This is a genomic window from Streptomyces aurantiacus JA 4570, assembly GCF_000414115.1.
GTDB classification, from domain to species: Bacteria; Actinomycetota; Actinomycetes; order Streptomycetales; family Streptomycetaceae; genus Streptomyces; species Streptomyces aurantiacus_A.
On the sequence record NZ_AOPZ01000176.1, the window covers coordinates 19184 to 34056 of the forward strand.

Here is a 14873-nt window from a genome sequence, read left to right on the forward strand (position 1 = left end):
GATCAGCCCCCTGACCGGCTACGCGGCGCCCGCTCCGGTGAGCGACCGCACCTCCGTCTCCGCGTGCTTGGCCTCGTCCGCGCTGTCCGGCGAGGTGACCGTGCCCAGCCACCCGGCGAGGAAGCCCAGCGGGATCGAGACGAGTCCCGGGTTCTCCAGGGGGAAGTACTGGAAGTCCACGCCGGGGAAGAGCGAGCCCGCGCTGCCGGAGACCACGGGCGACAGCGCCACGAGCAGCAGGGCCGGCAGCAGGCCGCCATACACCGACCAGACGGCGCCGCGCGTGGTGAACCGCCGCCAGAACAGTGAGTAGAGCAGCACCGGAAGGTTGGCGGACGCGGCGACCGCGAAGGCGAGGCCCACCAGGAACGCCACGTTGAGGTCCCGGGCGACCAGGCCGAGTCCGATCGCGACCGCGCCGATCCCCGCCGCCGCGACCCGCGCCACCGCGACCTCGCTGCGCTGCTTCGCGTGCTTGCGCCGCAGCGAGGCGTAGAGGTCGTGGGCCACGGACGCGGAGGACGCGAGCGTGATCCCGGCGACAACGGCGAGGATCGTGGCGAACGCGACAGCGGCCACGACGGCGAAGAGAACCGTTCCGCCAGTGGAATCCGCGCCGCCGCCCAGATCGAGCGCGAGCAGCGGAACCGCCGTGTTCCCCGCGGCGTTCGAACCACGGACCGCGTCGGTGCCGACGATGGCCGCGGCACCGAAGCCGAGCACGATCGTCATCAGGTAGAAACTGCCGATGAGGCCGATGGACCAGACGACCGAACGGCGGGCGGCGCGGGCGGTCGGCACGGTGTAGAAGCGCGACAGGATGTGCGGCAGTCCGGCCGTGCCGAGCACCAGGGCCAGGCCGAGGCTGATGAAGTCGAACCGCGCCGTCCAGTCCCCGCCGTACTTCAGCCCGGGCGCGAGGAACTGTCCGCCGTGCCCACTGCGGTCGGCGGCCGTGCGCAGCAGCTGGTCGAAGTCGCCGTGGAACCGCGTCAGCACCAGGACCGTCAGCGCGATCGTCCCGGCCATCAGCAGGACCGCCTTGACGATCTGGATCCACGTGGTGGCCCGCATCCCTCCCAACGACACATAGATGACCATGAGCGCGCCGACGCCGATCACCGTCCACGCCTGCGCCGCCTCGCTCGTCCCGCCCAGCAGCAGCGCCACCAGTGAGCCCGCTCCCACCATCTGCGCCACCAGATAGAGAACGGACACGGTCACCGAGGAAGTTCCCGCGGCGATCCGCACCGGACGCTCCCGCATCCGCGCCGCGACAACGTCGGCGAGCGTGAACCGGCCGCAGTTGCGGACCAGTTCGGCCACCAGGAACAGCACGACGAGCCATGCCACTAGGAAGCCCACGGAGTAGAGCATCCCGTCGTAGCCGTAGAGCGCGATCAGCCCGGAGATGCCGAGGAACGAGGCGGCGGACATGTAGTCGCCCGCGATGGCAAAACCATTCTCCATGGGGGAGAACAGCCGCCCGCCCGCGTAGAACTCCTCCGCCGATCCGTGCCGGTTGCGGCTGACGTACGTCGTGATCGCGAGCGTGACCGCCACGAACACGCCGAATAGGACCAGTGCCAGGGTCTGGTGGTCCCCCGTCATCGCTCGGCCCTCCGCTGCAGCTCCTGCTCCCGCTTCTGCTCCTGCTCCCGCTTCTGCTCGAAGAAGGCCCACCGCAGATCGAGCGCCGCTCGGTCCCGCCGCAGCCGGGCGTGCCGCGCGTACGCCCACGTCAGCAGGAACGTTGTTGCGAACTGCGCGAGCCCCGCCACCATCGCGACATTCACCGCTCCGCTGACCGGCCGGGCCATCAGCTCCGGCGCCGCCGTCGCGGTCACGACATACGCGACGTACCAGGTGAAGAAGGCGGCCACCCCAGGGATCACGAACCTTCGGTAGCGACGGCGCACTTCCTGGAAGGCGGCGCTCGCCTGCACTTCCAGATAGATGTCGGCCGCGCACACGCTCCGCTCCGGTGGGGCGGCCGGCGCGGGGACGGCGGGCGTCGTCGGTGTGCCCGTGCCGTCCAGCTCGCCCCATCCGGAGGCCAGCTCGTCGTACCACGGATCCTTCAGATCACCGGCCCGGATCTGCCGGGCATCGCGGCCGTCGTGCTTCTCCACCGAACTCTCCTTGCCCGCGGCCTCATCCGGCCGCGTGCCCAAGGATGGGCAGATCGGGAAGATCCCTGACTCCGCTCTCCCCGCTCTTCACCCCATCAGGTGAAGGGCGCAGGGCCTCTCACCCGCTCTTTCTCCCCGGCGGCCGCGCGAGACCGTGCCGGCAGGCGTAACGCACCGCCTGCGCACGGTTCTTGAGACCCGGCTCCGCCGTGCGCGCGGCCGGTTCCGGCTCCGACAGCCGCTCGCGCAGGCGCCGTTGGATCTTCGAGGGAGCCCCGCCTCCCCCGAGAGCACGTCGCGGACGGCCCGCACGGTCACCGCCCGCGTCCTGGGTGAGGTACCCGCGCCCCCGCCCGCAGGACCGGAAGCAGCGACTCGTCCTCGGCATACGTGGTGAGCACCACGACCTGCGCGGCCACGACCTGCGCGCGCCGGGCGCAGGCGAGCAGCGGCTGGGCCCGCAGCTCCGGGGGTGGTACCTCCCGCAGCTCCGGGGGCGGTACCTCACCCGCCCGACAGAGACCTCACGCGTCGATGCGCGACCGGTCCAGCGTCGCCGCCGAGCTCGTGATGAACTCCTTGCGCGGCGCGACCTCGTTGCCCATCAGCAGATCGAAGACCTGCTCCGCCGATTCGAGGTCGGAGATGTTGATCCGGCGAAGGGTGCGATAGCGCGGGTCCATCGTCGTCTCGGCCAGCTGGTCGGCGTCCATCTCGCCCAGGCCCTTGTAGCGCTGGATCGAGTCCTTGTAGCGCACGCCCTTGCGCTCGAACTCGAGCAGGGTGTCGCGCAGTTCACGGTCCGAGTACGTGTAGATGTACTTGTCCTGGCCCTTCTTGGGCTGGACCAGTTCGATGCGGTGCAGCGGCGGGACGGCGGCGAACACGCGGCCCGCCTCGACCATGGGCCGCATGTAGCGCTGGAAGAGCGTCAGCAGCAGGATGCGGATGTGCGCGCCGTCGACATCGGCGTCGACCAGCAGAATGATCTTGCCGTAGCGCGCCGCGTCGATGTCGAAGGTCCGGCCGGACCCAGCTCCTATGACCTGGATGATCGCGCCGCACTCGGCGTTCTTGAGCATGTCCGAGACCGAGGCCTTCTGGACGTTGAGGATCTTGCCGCGGATCGGCAGGAGCGCCTGGAACTCGGAGTTCCGGGCGAGCTTGGCGGTGCCGAGCGCGGAGTCTCCCTCGACGATGAACAGCTCGCTGCGGTCCACGTCGTCGCTGCGGCAGTCGGCGAGCTTCGCCGGCAGCGAGGAGGACTCCAGCGCGGTCTTGCGGCGCTGGGCGTCCTTGTGCTGGCGGGCGGCGATGCGCGTGCGCGCCGCGGCGACGACCTTCTCCATGACCGCGCGGGCCTGCGCCTTGGCGTCCCGCTTGGTGGAGGTCAGGAACGCCTTGAGTTCCTTGGCGATGACGTTGGCCACGATGCGGTTCGCCGCGGACGTGCCGAGGACTTCCTTGGTCTGGCCCTCGAACTGCGGCTCCGCGAGACGCACGGTGACGACGGCCGTCAGGCCCTCCAGGGCGTCGTCCTTCACGACGTCGTCCTCGGCGACGCGCAGCACCTTCTGGGCGCGCAGCGCCTCGTTCACCGTCTTGGTGAGCGACCGCTCGAAGCCGGTCACGTGCGTGCCGCCCTTGGGCGTGGCGATGATGTTGACGAAGGACTTGACCGTCGTGTCGTACCCCGTGCCCCAGCGGAGCGCGACGTCCACGCCAAGCTCGCGGGTGACCTCGGTGGGCACCATCTGGCCGTGGTCGTCGAGGACCGGCACCGTCTCCTTGAAGGTGCCCTGGCCGGAGAAGCGGAGGACGTCGCAGACGGCCTTGTCCTGGGCCAAATACTCGCAGAATTCGCTGATGCCGCCGTCGAAGCGGAAGGATTCCTCGCCCTTCGTCCCGCCCTCGCCGAGGCCGTACTCGTCGCGCACGACGATGGTCAGTCCGGGCACGAGGAAGGCCGTCTGGCGGGCGCGCTGGTGCAGGTTCTCCAGGCTGAGCTTGGCGTCCTTGAGGAAGATCTGGCGGTCGGCCCAGTAGCGCACGCGGCAGCCGCTGCGGGCCTTGGGGATCTTCTTGACCTTGGTCAGCCGTGCCGCCGGGTCGAAGGGCGCGTCCGGCCCGGTCTTCGAGAAGGCTCCGGGGACGCCGCGGCGGAAGCTGATGGCGTGCGTGTGCCCGGCGCGGTCCACCTCGACGTCGAGGCGGGCCGACAGGGCGTTCACCACCGAGGCGCCCACGCCGTGCAGGCCGCCGGAGGCCGCGTAGGAGCCGCCGCCGAACTTGCCGCCCGCGTGCAGCTTGGTCATGACGACCTCGACTCCGGAGAGGCCGGTCTTCGGCTCGACGTCGACCGGGATGCCCCGGCCGTTGTCGCGGACCTCTACGGAGGCGTCGTCGTGGAGGATGACCTCGATGTGGTCGCAGTAACCGCCCAGGGCCTCGTCGACGGAGTTGTCGATGATCTCCCAGAGGCAGTGCATCAGGCCACGGCTGTCCGTCGACCCGATGTACATGCCCGGACGCTTACGGACGGCCTCGAGCCCCTCCAGGACGAGCAGGTGCCGCGCGGTGTAGTTGGAACCGTCACGATCTGCTCCGGTCAGCAACGCTGTGGACGGCACGGACGTCTCGGCGGTCACGCGGTTCGCTCCTCGCTGAATTTCAAGGGAGGCCCTTTGGGGTAAGGACCCGGCTTCTGCTGCCCGTCAGAGGGTACCGACGCCTGGTAGAGCCGTTGTCACGCCACCCTCGTCTCGGCTCACACTAAACCAGAAACGTACGCATGTTCGATCCCTCGTTGGAGTGAAGCACACGTCACGTTCCCTTCCAGGCATGAACCATTTAGGCTCCGGGCACGTCCTCATGAACAACCGGCAAGCCAGCCGGCGAGGATCTGACCTGACAGACAGCGCGAAACCGTACGACACGTAAGAGACGCAATACGGCACATTCGCCGCCAACCGGCAGCAGACAGCCACCCCGAAAGAAAAATTCGAGGAAAAGCCACGAGCGGGAACGTTTTCGGCCTGGTTGGATGTTGACCCTGGTACGACAGCTCGTCGAGCTAGAGAAGAGGCGACGTGACTACTGTTCTGACCCCCGCGAGCCCCCTGACGGCCGCTGACCGCTGCGACCGCTGCGGCGCCCAGGCGTACCTTCGTGTCGTCCTGTTGAGCGGCGGTGAACTGCTCTTCTGCGCCCACCACGGTCGCAAGTTCGAGCCGGAACTCAAGAAGATCGCCGCTGAGATACAGGATGAGACGGAGCGCCTGACCGCCGCACCGGCAAACGCATCCGAAGAGGACTGAAGCCTCACACCACGACGAGCGAGCGCCGGACCACCAGACCGGCGACCGGGCGGCTGCCCCTGCACCCCAGGGACAGCCGCCCTCTCTCGTTCGCCCGCCCGATCACTCAGGGCTACCGGTCCATCGCCCGCACGACGTCCGAGATCCGCGTGTACACCCCAGGGCTGCCCCGGCGCCCACAGCCGTCCCCCCAGGACACCAGGCCGATGAGCCGCCCCCGTGCGACCAGCGGGCCGCCGCTGTCCCCCTGACAGGCGTCCCGGCCACCCTCGGGTTCGCCCGCGCACACCATGGAAGCGCGGGTGTACGTCCCGTCCGCACTGCCCGGGTAAGCCTTCTCGCACACCTTGTCCGCCAGCACTGTCACATCCGCGGCGTGCAGCGCCCGGGCGTAGTCGCCGCCTCCGGTGGTGTCACCCCAGCCGTACACCGCGGCGCCCGTGCCGGGCTCGTACGCCGCGTCACCGGCGCCTGCCGTCCGGATCGTGTACGCCTCAGGCAGGGGCTCCGAGAGGGTCAGGACCGCGAAGTCACCGGCATTCGTGTACGCGTCGTACTCCCGATTGACACGTACGCGACGTACGGAGATCTCTTTGCCCGTGTTCGTGGTCAGATCCTCACGGCCGGCGATGACCTTCAGGTCCCGCACCCGTTTGAGCGGCACGCCGAGGACTTCCTCGCGCATGCAGTGCGCCGCGGTCAGGACCGTCGTGCGCGCGATCAGGACGCCGCCGCAGAACTGGCCGGACCGCGTACCCCCGAATCGGTCACGGCTCGCGAGAGCCACCGTCCAGGGGCTGTCGGCCACCCGCACCGGCCTGCCTCCGATGACGACGCTGTCGGCCGCCGCTGGGGCCGGCGAGGCCAGGGGCAGCACCGCTGCCGCGGCCCCCAGAACCAGCGCTTGCGCCAGCGTTCGGACGATGGGAGGACGCATGCGATCTCCTCACTCTGGGTTGCAATCGCACACCCAGAGTCAATCACCGCCCCACTCGCCGCACGCGCGCCACGCGGGTGGAGACAGCCGCACACACGCCCACACGCCCACGCGCGGGCAGAGGACCACGCCTACGCGCGGGCAGAGGAAAGGCCCGGAGCCTCCTGTACGGGGCTCCGGGCCTTTCTGAGCGCTGCGCGCGGGTGCCGGAGAGGTCCGGCTCCGGCTCAGTCCAGGTAGTCGCGCAGGACCTGCGAGCGCGACGGGTGCCGCAGCTTCGACATCGTCTTCGACTCGATCTGGCGGATGCGCTCGCGCGTCACCCCGTAGACCTTGCCGATCTCGTCGAGGGTCTTCGGCTGACCGTCGGTGAGACCGAACCGCATGGAGACGACGCCCGCCTCGCGCTCGGACAGGGTGTCGAGCACGGAGTGCAGCTGCTCCTGGAGGAGCGTGAAGCTGACCGCGTCGGCCGGGACGACGGCTTCGGAGTCCTCGATGAGGTCACCGAACTCGCTGTCGCCGTCCTCGCCCAGGGGCGTGTGCAGGGAGATGGGCTCGCGGCCGTACTTCTGGACCTCGATGACCTTCTCCGGAGTCATGTCGAGTTCCTTGGCCAGCTCTTCCGGGGTGGGCTCGCGGCCCAGGTCCTGGAGCATCTGGCGCTGCACGCGCGCGAGCTTGTTGATGACCTCGACCATGTGCACCGGGATACGGATGGTGCGGGCCTGGTCGGCCATGGCGCGGGTGATGGCCTGACGGATCCACCAGGTGGCGTACGTGGAGAACTTGTAGCCCTTGGTGTAGTCGAACTTCTCGACCGCGCGGATCAGACCGAGGTTGCCCTCCTGGATGAGGTCCAGGAAGAGCATGCCGCGGCCGGTGTAGCGCTTGGCCAGGGAGACCACGAGGCGGAGGTTGGCCTCCAGGAGGTGGTTCTTGGCGCGGCGGCCGTCCTCGGCGATGATCTCCAGCTCGCGCTTGAGCTTCGGCGCGAGCTTGTCGGCGTTGGCCAGCTTGTCCTCGGCGAACAGGCCCGCCTCGATGCGCTTGGCGAGCTCGACCTCCTGCTCGGCGTTGAGCAGGGGGACCTTGCCGATCTGCTTCAGGTAGTCCTTGACCGGGTCGGCGGTGGCGCCTGCGGCGGCGACCTGCTGCGCGGGCGCGTCGTCCTCGTCCTCGTCGGAGAGCACGAAGCCCTGCGCGCCCTCCTCCGCGGGCTCGCCCTCGCCGGGCTTGCCGGTGGCGGGTGCCTCTTCGGTGACCTCCTCGTCCAGGAGCTCACCGGCCTCCTTCTTGGAGGCGGTCTTCTTGGCCGTCGTCTTCTTGGCGGCGGTCTTCTTCGCGACGGCCTTCTTTGCCGTCGTCTTCTTGGCAGCGGCCTTCTTGGCGGCCGTGCCGTCCTCGGCGGAGGCTTCGGCGGCGACCGGCGCCTCGGGCGCGGCCGCCGTGGCCGGCTTCGCCGTGGCGGTCTTGGCGGCGACCGTCTTGGTCGCGGTGCGCTTGGCCGGGCTCTTCGCTGCGACGCTCTTGCGGGGGCGCTTCGGCTCCGCGGCACTGACCATCAGCGTCACACCCTCTTCCTCGAGGATCTGGTTGAGGCTGCGCAGAACGTTCTTCCACTGAGTGGCCGGGATCTGGTCAGCTTCGAAGGCACGACGAACGTCGTCGCCGGCGATCTGCCCATCAGCCTTTCCCCGCTCGATGAGCGCCATGACAGAGACGGATTCGGCGATCTCCGGCGGGAGCGTACGGGATGTGCTGGCCGACACGAACAACCTCTCGGAACGTTGGAAAACGGCTTCCGGCCCCGTCCACTGTGGACCGGAGCCGACGACCGACGGCTGGGGATTGTGCCGACGGCGCGGGCGGGACCGTGGAGCTCGCACAGCGCCGTGAACGACGGCTGTATTCCCTCCTCGGCTATCACCTCTTAGGTCATCGCGCTGTCCGTAGGAGCGTTACGCCCAATCTACGTGGCCCGAGTCACACCCCGTAAGCGCACAAAAGCAGCTAGATACGGCCATAAGCGACGAGAGTTCCCTCATCAACCAGTCGGATGTATGCGTCGGCGTGCGTCAGCATGCGGCGGCGTACGCGATGACGCCACCGGAGCATCGTCCTCCGTCTACGGCATCGGCGGAACCCCCACGTCCGTGTCGCCGGACCCGCCTGCCCCCGAGGGGGTGCGGGGAGTCCGGCGACACGGGCGGGCGTCAACGGATGTCGAAGCGGCGATCGGAGCAGCGAAACGATGCTGCGTGGCGCGCACGGGCTGCCGTGCTGACGCGGAGGGCGGTCAGTGCTCGCGGGGAGCGGGCACGACGCGCTCCACCTCCGGGTGGACGGTGAGGAGCTGGCGCATGGCCGCCTCGGCGCCGGGTCCGTCACCCGTGGCGAGGGCGTCGACGATCCGGGAGTGGTGCACCAGGGACGCCTCGGTCGGCCGGTCACAGCCGGTGACGGGGCCGCCGGAGACCTGGAGCGCTGCCGAGACGATGCCGGACAGGTGCTCCAGCATGCGGTTGCCGGCGACCTGGATGAGCAGCGAGTGGAACTCGGCGTCCGCGCGGGAGAAGGTGATCGAGTCGCCTTGGGCCAGCGCGTGGCCCATGATCTCGACCATGTCGGAGAGCCGCTGCTGCACCTCCTCGCGGCCGTGGCCGGCGGCGAGGCGGGCGGCCAGCGGCTCGATCGTCCATCGTAGCTCGCTGAGTTCGCGCCGCTGGTCGTCGCGCTGCGGGCCGAACGCCCGCCACTCGATGATGTCCGGATCGAGCAGGTTCCAGTCGCTGACCGGGCGTACCCGCGTGCCGACGTTCGGGCGGGCGCTGACGAGACCTTTGGCCTCCAGGACGCGCAGCGATTCGCGGACGACGGTGCGGGAGACCTCGAACCGCTGGCCGATCTCCTCCGGGACCAGGGGCCGGTCGGCCCCCAGGTCACCGGAGACGATCATCTGGCCCAGCTGCTGGACCAGTTGGCCGTGGAGTCCGCGGCCGCGGCTGCCGGCGGCTCGTCGGCCCACGCGGCCCAGGTCCTGGTCGGCACCGTCCCACGCGGGCGTGACCACACGGTCGGTGCCGGGTGCCTCCACGTAGGGGTAGCGGTCGAGTTCGCCCGTCGGACCGGCGAGGCCGGAGTCTGCGGAGCGGGCGGCGGTCATCATGGTGTGCGCAAGGGTACTCACGGATCAGTTGTCGGCGTGGCCCCCAAGTCCCTTGAGGTCTTTGGTGAAAAGCACACGAAAGGGTGATCGCTTACCTCGCTCCAATTGACGCGTTATCGGAAAGAAATGGCCGCTCCCCGGAGAGTTGCGCGCACTGCGGGAACCAAAGGCGGCAGATAGCCGTCAGCGAGCCCTGCCACGCGTGGCGGTGAGCAGATAAGCGCAGAGCAGAGCGGTGACCGACAACGTCAGTGCGCTGCCGACGGGTTGAGCCACCATCCGCACTCCCCCGGCCAGATAGCGCTCGGCTCCGAAGGGCCACTGCACCAGCGCGAGGTCGCGCAACCGGCCCGGCAGACCGGCTGCGGATCGCACAGACGGCCCTTCCAGCGCCTTTTGTACGAGAGGTACGACGACGATCGGCACGGCGAGGACGGCGGCGAGCCCGGCGGTCGTGGACCGGAACACCCCCGCCGCCAGAACACCCGCCCAGGCGCAGCCGATCATGAGGGTGATCCAACTCGCGCTCAGGGAAAGCCAGTCAGCGGGAACTTCGGTGAGCTCCGATCCGTATACAAGATGAAGCAGCGCGGCGTCGCATCCCACGGTGAGCGCGGCCAGGAGCAGCGCCGAGGCCGCGGCGACCGCGAGCTTCGCGGCGAGGAGCCCCAGCCGACGCGGCACGGTGCCGCGGTCCGCGGCGAGGGCGGGATGGCGGAACTCCTCACCGAAGGCGAACGCACCGAGCAGTCCGGCGCCGAGGGCGGCAGGCGGCAGCGGAAGTTCGGTGGGCCATGCGGCGAGCAGGCGGGGCTGCGGCGTGTGGCCGGTCCGGGCGAGGAAGACGCCCAGGAGGGCGGACACGGCGAGGACGGCGGCCGCCGTGAGGTATCCGGTGCCGATTCCGGTGGCGCGGCGCAGCTCATAGCGCAAGGGACGCAAGGGGCTGCGGACGGTGCGGACCGTGATGGGGGGTGGCAGCGGGGACTGAGGCCGGGACGAGGACTGGGGTTGGGATTCCGTCTCCGCCTTGGGCGGGCCTTGTTTGCCGTACTCCCGGTCCTCAGAGGGGCGTTGATCATCGCGCGAGGGCGTATCCGTGGTCCCGCCGGGCGCGTGCTCCGGCGCGGGCTGTTCGGGTAGCGCCTTGGGGGCGCGCGGCTCGGCGGGCGCCGAGCTGGGCTCAGGGGCGGGAGCGTGCTGCCGCTCCGTGGCCGTGGGTGGGCCCGCGTCTCCGACTTCGTCGGCGAGTTGATGGACGAGGATGCCGTGCCGGAACGCGGTCTCCCCCACGTCCGCGCACGTGCTGCCGTACACCGAAAGCCGGTTCCCGTCCTCCTTCACCACCTCGACGGTCCAGCGGCGTGCGCGCGCCTCCTTGGTCAGGAGGGCGGCGAGACGCGCGGCGTACGGGGTGCGTACGGCGACCCGGGGGCGCAGCCGGGTCCGGGCGAACTCCGCCGCGCTCTGGTCGGCGACGAGCCGGCCGGAGTCGAGCGTGACGACCCGGTCAGCGGTCCGCACGGCCTCCTTGGGGTCCTGGGTGGAGTACAGAACGGTGCCGCCCTGGTCCGCGTGTGCCCGCAGAAAGCCGTGCAGCCATCCGCTTTCCCGAGCGGAGAGGCCGGCGGCGGGACCGTCCAGGACGAGCGTGTGTGGGTTGGCGAGAAGGGCGCAGGCCAGACCCAGCCTGCGGTCCATGCCGCGCGAGAGCGTGCCGAGCCGCTGCTCACGCAGGCTGACGAGGCCCACGGCTTCCAGCACGTCGTCGGCGCGCAGAACGGGCACGCCGACCGCGGCGCAGAGCATCCGCAGGTGGCCGCGCACCGTGCGGGCCGGGTGGCCGGGGACTTCGCCGAGCAGCACGCCCACTTCTCTCGAGGGGTGGGCGATGCGGTGCAGCGGGCGGCCTCTGAAGTAGGTGATTCCGCGGCCCTGTTGGAGTTCGAGCATCAGTCTGAGCACCGTCGTCTTGCCCGCGTCCGGTGCGCCGAGCAGTGCGGTGACACGGCCCGTGCGCGCCTCGAAGGACACGTCGTCGACGGCGGGCGGGAGCTCCTGGCGGGAATTGCTGGTCAGTCCGATGGCCTGGATCATCGCTTCTCTCGCGGGATGTGCGACCGCTCGGCGGCCGGGGCGAGTCCGCCGGATCGGGGACGGACGAACCCCGTGGGTACCGCAGCAAGATAACGCGACATTTCTGGCTTTTCGCTCAGGGCGACTTCACGCGAGCCGCTGAGTCAGACGCGCGTGGGCGGGACCGGCTCTCAGACGTCCGGCCGCAGCATCGGCGGGTTGAGGAGTGTCGCGCCGCCCGCTCGGAAGAGTTGAGCGGGGCGGCCGCCCTGGCGGGTCGTCGTGCCGCCGGTGGGGACGAGGAAGCCCGGGGTGCCCGTCACCTTGCGGTGGAAGTTGCGCGGGTCGAGCGCGACACCCCACACCGCTTCGTACACCCGTCGCAACTCGCCGACCGTGAACTCGGGCGGGCAGAACGCCGTGGCCAGGGACGAGTACTCGATCTTCGAGCGGGCGCGTTCCACGCCGTCCGCCAGGATCTGCGCGTGGTCGAACGCCAGGGGTGCCGCCTGTTCGCCCTCGCGGCCGTACCCGCCCTGGGTGAGCAGGGCGTCGACCGGCGCCCAGCGCGCGCTGTGGGCATCGCCGCCCGCGCGGGGTGCGGGCAGGTCGGGCGCGAGCGCGAGGTGGGCGACGCTGACCACTCGCATCCGCGGATCACGCTTGGGGTCGCCGTAAGTCGCCAGCTGCTCCAGATGCGCCCCGTTGGCCTGGACCGGGCTGTCCGGATCGTGGGCGCACAGGCCCGTCTCCTCGACCAGCTCCCGCGCGGCCGCCGCCGACAGATCCTCGTCGACCTTCACGAATCCGCCTGGGAGCGCCCAACGCCCTTGGAACGGCGGCTCGCCGCGCCGTACGGCCAGCGCGCACAGCGCGTGGCGGCGCACGGTCAGCACGACCAGATCGACGGTGACAGCGAAGGGCGGGAAGGCCGACGGGTCGTAGGGCGACATGCCGCGATCATAGTCGTCTGCCTGACGATAAACACCTCCTACGCCATCTGCTTCCCGCTCCGATCCCGGAGGCCCGTCCATCCGGCCCGTCGTGGCCTCGGTCCCGCCGCCCAGCGCCCTCACACCCCCAACTGCAGCCCGTCGGCGGCCTCCTCGACCATGGCGAGCCCGAGCCTGCTCACCCGTACGGAGAACGGGGCTCCCGCGACCCTGAGTGCCGTGAGGCCGAGCTCGCCCAGGGGCGCGCTGCGGACGGGATTCAGCGTCACCGTGCCGGCCGGCGCGTCCGGGCGGATGCCGGCGAGCAGAGTCAGGAGCTGCACCCCGGCCGCCGCGCTCACGGCCGCCGGACGGCAGGCCGCCGGGTGCGGCAGGGGCGCGCTCCCTGCCACGCGCTGTTCGCCCCCGTACATCTCGGGCAGCCGGTGGCCGAATGCCTCGGCTGCCGCGAGCACTCCGCGCAGCAGCGAGCCGGCCTCCTTCTCGTAGCCGGCGGCGGCCATGCCTGTCACGGCGACTGCCGTCTCGTGCAGTCTGACCGCGCCGCTGCGGTGCCCGAACGCGTTGTACGCGGCTTCTTTCGCACCCAGGCTGCGCAGCCCCCACCCCGAGTCCATGGCGGGGCCGCCGAGCAGCCTGGCGAGCTGTTCCGTCTGCACCTTGTCGAGGAGCCCGGGGGCGAGCGCCCCGGCCCCGAGCAGCCCGGTGTCCAGGAGGTGGGCAGCGCTCCCGGTGAGGTACGGGACGGGGCGGCCGTCGGGTCGGCGTGCCGCCGCCGGTCTGCCGCCCGTCCGGTCCGCCACCCAGAATTCCTCCCGGAACCGGCCACGCAGTCGCTCCGCCCATTGCCGCAGGTCGGTGCCGCCCGTACGTCCGTGGGCGTCGAGGAGGTCGGCGCCGAGCAGCGCCGCTCGGTGCGCGTGGGCCTGGGTCTCGCAGCGGGCGGGCCCGTCGGGGTGGGGGTCCGCGAGGAATGTGCTGTCGCCGAGGGCGTCGAGGAGCCAGCGCAGGCACCGCTCCGCGGGGGGCAGCAACTCCTCCATGTCCGCTTCCGGGATGCCCCAGCGCCAGGCTTCGGCGAGGAGCACAGGGAACAGGAGGGTGGCTTCGACGCCCGTGCATCCGGGGGGCAGCAGGGGCCCGGCGGCCCGCATGGGCCCGGGGATCATGCCGGACCGCGGTCCCGGTTTCTTGAGCTGGCTGCGGGCGAGGGTGCGCAGCGTGCCCACGGCGAGCCTGGTGCCCAGCGGCAGGGCCATCCGGGCGGCCGCGAGTGCTTCGGCGGGCGCGAGGCCGCAGCGCCAGGGCGCCCCGGCGGCCACGTACACATCGGCTGGATGGGCGGGATCGCGCAGCAGCAACGCCCGAAGGTCCGCCACGGACGTCTCTAGGAGCCGCTGCACCGTGGGGTCGTCGCCCGCTGCCCCGGGCGAGGCCAGCGGGCTGCTCGCGCCGTGGCCCACCGCTCTCACCGGGCCGCCGCCATCGGGGCGCACGCGCAGCTCCACGCTCTGGCTGGGCGGGAGCTGCACTTCCCAGCGCAGCAGTCCGGCGGAGGCCAGGGCGTCCTTGGGCGCCGGGACGGCGGTAACCACGCAATTGCCCCTGCCCGAGGACCAGCGCATGCCGGAGTCGTGGACGCTGGCGGGCAGTTCCGGGCCGGCCGTGCCCGACGCGACCGCGCCCAGTTCCGCCAGGTCCGTGCCGAGCGACACCTCGACGGGCAGCCGAAGGGGGCGGCTGGCCGCGCTGTGCAGTGTGATCCGCTCGGTGCCGTCGGCGTGCCGGATCCGCTCCACGACGATGTCCGGGTCGGGTCCGCCCTCCGTCGACGGAAGCACGGTGGCCACGAAGCGGGCGCTGTCGGCCGAGAGCATCCGGGCCTGCACGGCGACCGGCTCCCGCCCGGCCACGCGGACCTGGCAGCGCGACAGCATGCGTCGACCCGAGCGGTAGAAGCCTTCCAAGCCGCGGCCGTTGAGCTGTCCCTGGTCCGTGGAGACGGCCAGCGCCGGCAGAGCGACGCAGACCAGCGAGGCATGTGCGGGCGGCAGCGCGCCGGGTCGGCGCGCCACGGGCGCCAGGGCCTGCCCGGCGGGCGGGCGCCGGGAGGCCGGGGCAGGCAGGCGTGATCTGTCGGTCTGCCCGCCGTCGGATCTCTTGGACAGACCGACGGCTTCGGACCGGCCGGAGACAGGAGACGGGGCGGGAACGTGCATGGGGCGGCCTCTTCTGCGTTGTCTGCGCTGCGGAGACTCGGTCGCGGTGCAGCGGCGCGACCCGGACGTG

The 14873-nt window shown here is 70.9% G+C and carries 10 protein-coding genes; 1 reads left to right on the forward strand and 9 read right to left on the reverse strand.

Annotation, left to right across the window (positions count from 1 at the left end; translation table 11 throughout):
- Positions 1 to 18 precede the first annotated feature (18 nt).
- The 3 genes from STRAU_RS18390 to STRAU_RS18400 all read right to left on the reverse strand — a co-directional run bounded on the left by STRAU_RS18390 (position 19) and on the right by STRAU_RS18400 (position 4780).
- Positions 19 to 1611, reverse strand: coding sequence for a solute symporter family protein (locus STRAU_RS18390; protein ID WP_037660273.1), 1593 nt, complete (start codon positions 1609 to 1611; stop codon positions 19 to 21).
- Entirely contained in the window at positions 1608 to 2132 is a 525-nt protein-coding gene (locus tag STRAU_RS18395) for a DUF485 domain-containing protein (RefSeq protein WP_203227427.1), read from the reverse strand. The genes STRAU_RS18390 and STRAU_RS18395 overlap by 4 nt, the downstream gene beginning before the upstream one ends.
- Before the next feature lie 524 nt (positions 2133 to 2656).
- Positions 2657 to 4780: a DNA gyrase/topoisomerase IV subunit B gene (locus STRAU_RS18400; RefSeq protein ID WP_016641856.1), complete on the reverse strand. Its 2124-nt coding sequence runs from the start codon at positions 4778 to 4780 to the stop codon at positions 2657 to 2659.
- A 441-nt stretch (positions 4781 to 5221) separates the two neighbouring features.
- On the opposite strand from STRAU_RS18400, the gene STRAU_RS18405 reads away from it, so the two are divergent.
- Positions 5222 to 5449: a DUF7455 domain-containing protein gene (locus STRAU_RS18405; protein ID WP_016641857.1), complete on the forward strand. Its 228-nt coding sequence runs from the start codon at positions 5222 to 5224 to the stop codon at positions 5447 to 5449.
- A 112-nt stretch (positions 5450 to 5561) separates the two neighbouring features.
- On the opposite strand, the gene STRAU_RS18410 is transcribed toward STRAU_RS18405, so the two are convergent.
- From STRAU_RS18410 to STRAU_RS18435, 6 genes are all read right to left on the reverse strand, one after another.
- Entirely contained in the window at positions 5562 to 6386 is an 825-nt protein-coding gene (locus tag STRAU_RS18410) for a S1 family serine peptidase (protein ID WP_037660276.1), read from the reverse strand.
- A gap of 227 nt (positions 6387 to 6613) precedes the next feature.
- Positions 6614 to 8164 carry an RNA polymerase sigma factor gene (locus STRAU_RS18415; protein ID WP_016641861.1) on the reverse strand — a complete coding sequence of 517 codons (1551 nt, stop codon included), beginning with the start codon at positions 8162 to 8164 and terminating at the stop codon, positions 6614 to 6616.
- A gap of 521 nt (positions 8165 to 8685) precedes the next feature.
- Positions 8686 to 9576, reverse strand: coding sequence for a FadR/GntR family transcriptional regulator (locus STRAU_RS18420; protein ID WP_203227428.1), 891 nt, complete (start codon positions 9574 to 9576; stop codon positions 8686 to 8688).
- 162 nt (positions 9577 to 9738) lie between these two features.
- Positions 9739 to 11652, reverse strand: a complete 1914-nt coding sequence (locus tag STRAU_RS18425) for an ABC transporter ATP-binding protein (RefSeq protein WP_016641863.1) — start codon at positions 11650 to 11652, stop codon at positions 9739 to 9741.
- A gap of 170 nt (positions 11653 to 11822) precedes the next feature.
- Positions 11823 to 12584 carry an NUDIX hydrolase gene (locus STRAU_RS18430; protein ID WP_016641866.1) on the reverse strand — a complete coding sequence of 254 codons (762 nt, stop codon included), beginning with the start codon at positions 12582 to 12584 and terminating at the stop codon, positions 11823 to 11825.
- Positions 12585 to 12703: 119 nt separating this feature from the next.
- Positions 12704 to 14659, reverse strand: coding sequence for a glycogen debranching N-terminal domain-containing protein (locus STRAU_RS18435; protein WP_016641864.1), 1956 nt, complete (start codon positions 14657 to 14659; stop codon positions 12704 to 12706).
- Positions 14660 to 14873 lie beyond the last annotated feature (214 nt).

Bases quoted from the DNA above. Each gene is read 5' to 3' on its own strand.
- STRAU_RS18425 (WP_016641863.1), bottom strand. From the start codon at position 11,652: ATGATCCAGGCCATCGGACTGACCAGCAATTCCCGCCAGGAGCTCCCG.
- STRAU_RS18410 (WP_037660276.1), bottom strand. From the start codon at position 6,386: ATGCGTCCTCCCATCGTCCGAACGCTGGCGCAAGCGCTGGTTCTGGGG.
- STRAU_RS18430 (WP_016641866.1), bottom strand. From the start codon at position 12,584: ATGTCGCCCTACGACCCGTCGGCCTTCCCGCCCTTCGCTGTCACCGTC.
- STRAU_RS18390 (WP_037660273.1), bottom strand. From the start codon at position 1,611: ATGACGGGGGACCACCAGACCCTGGCACTGGTCCTATTCGGCGTGTTC.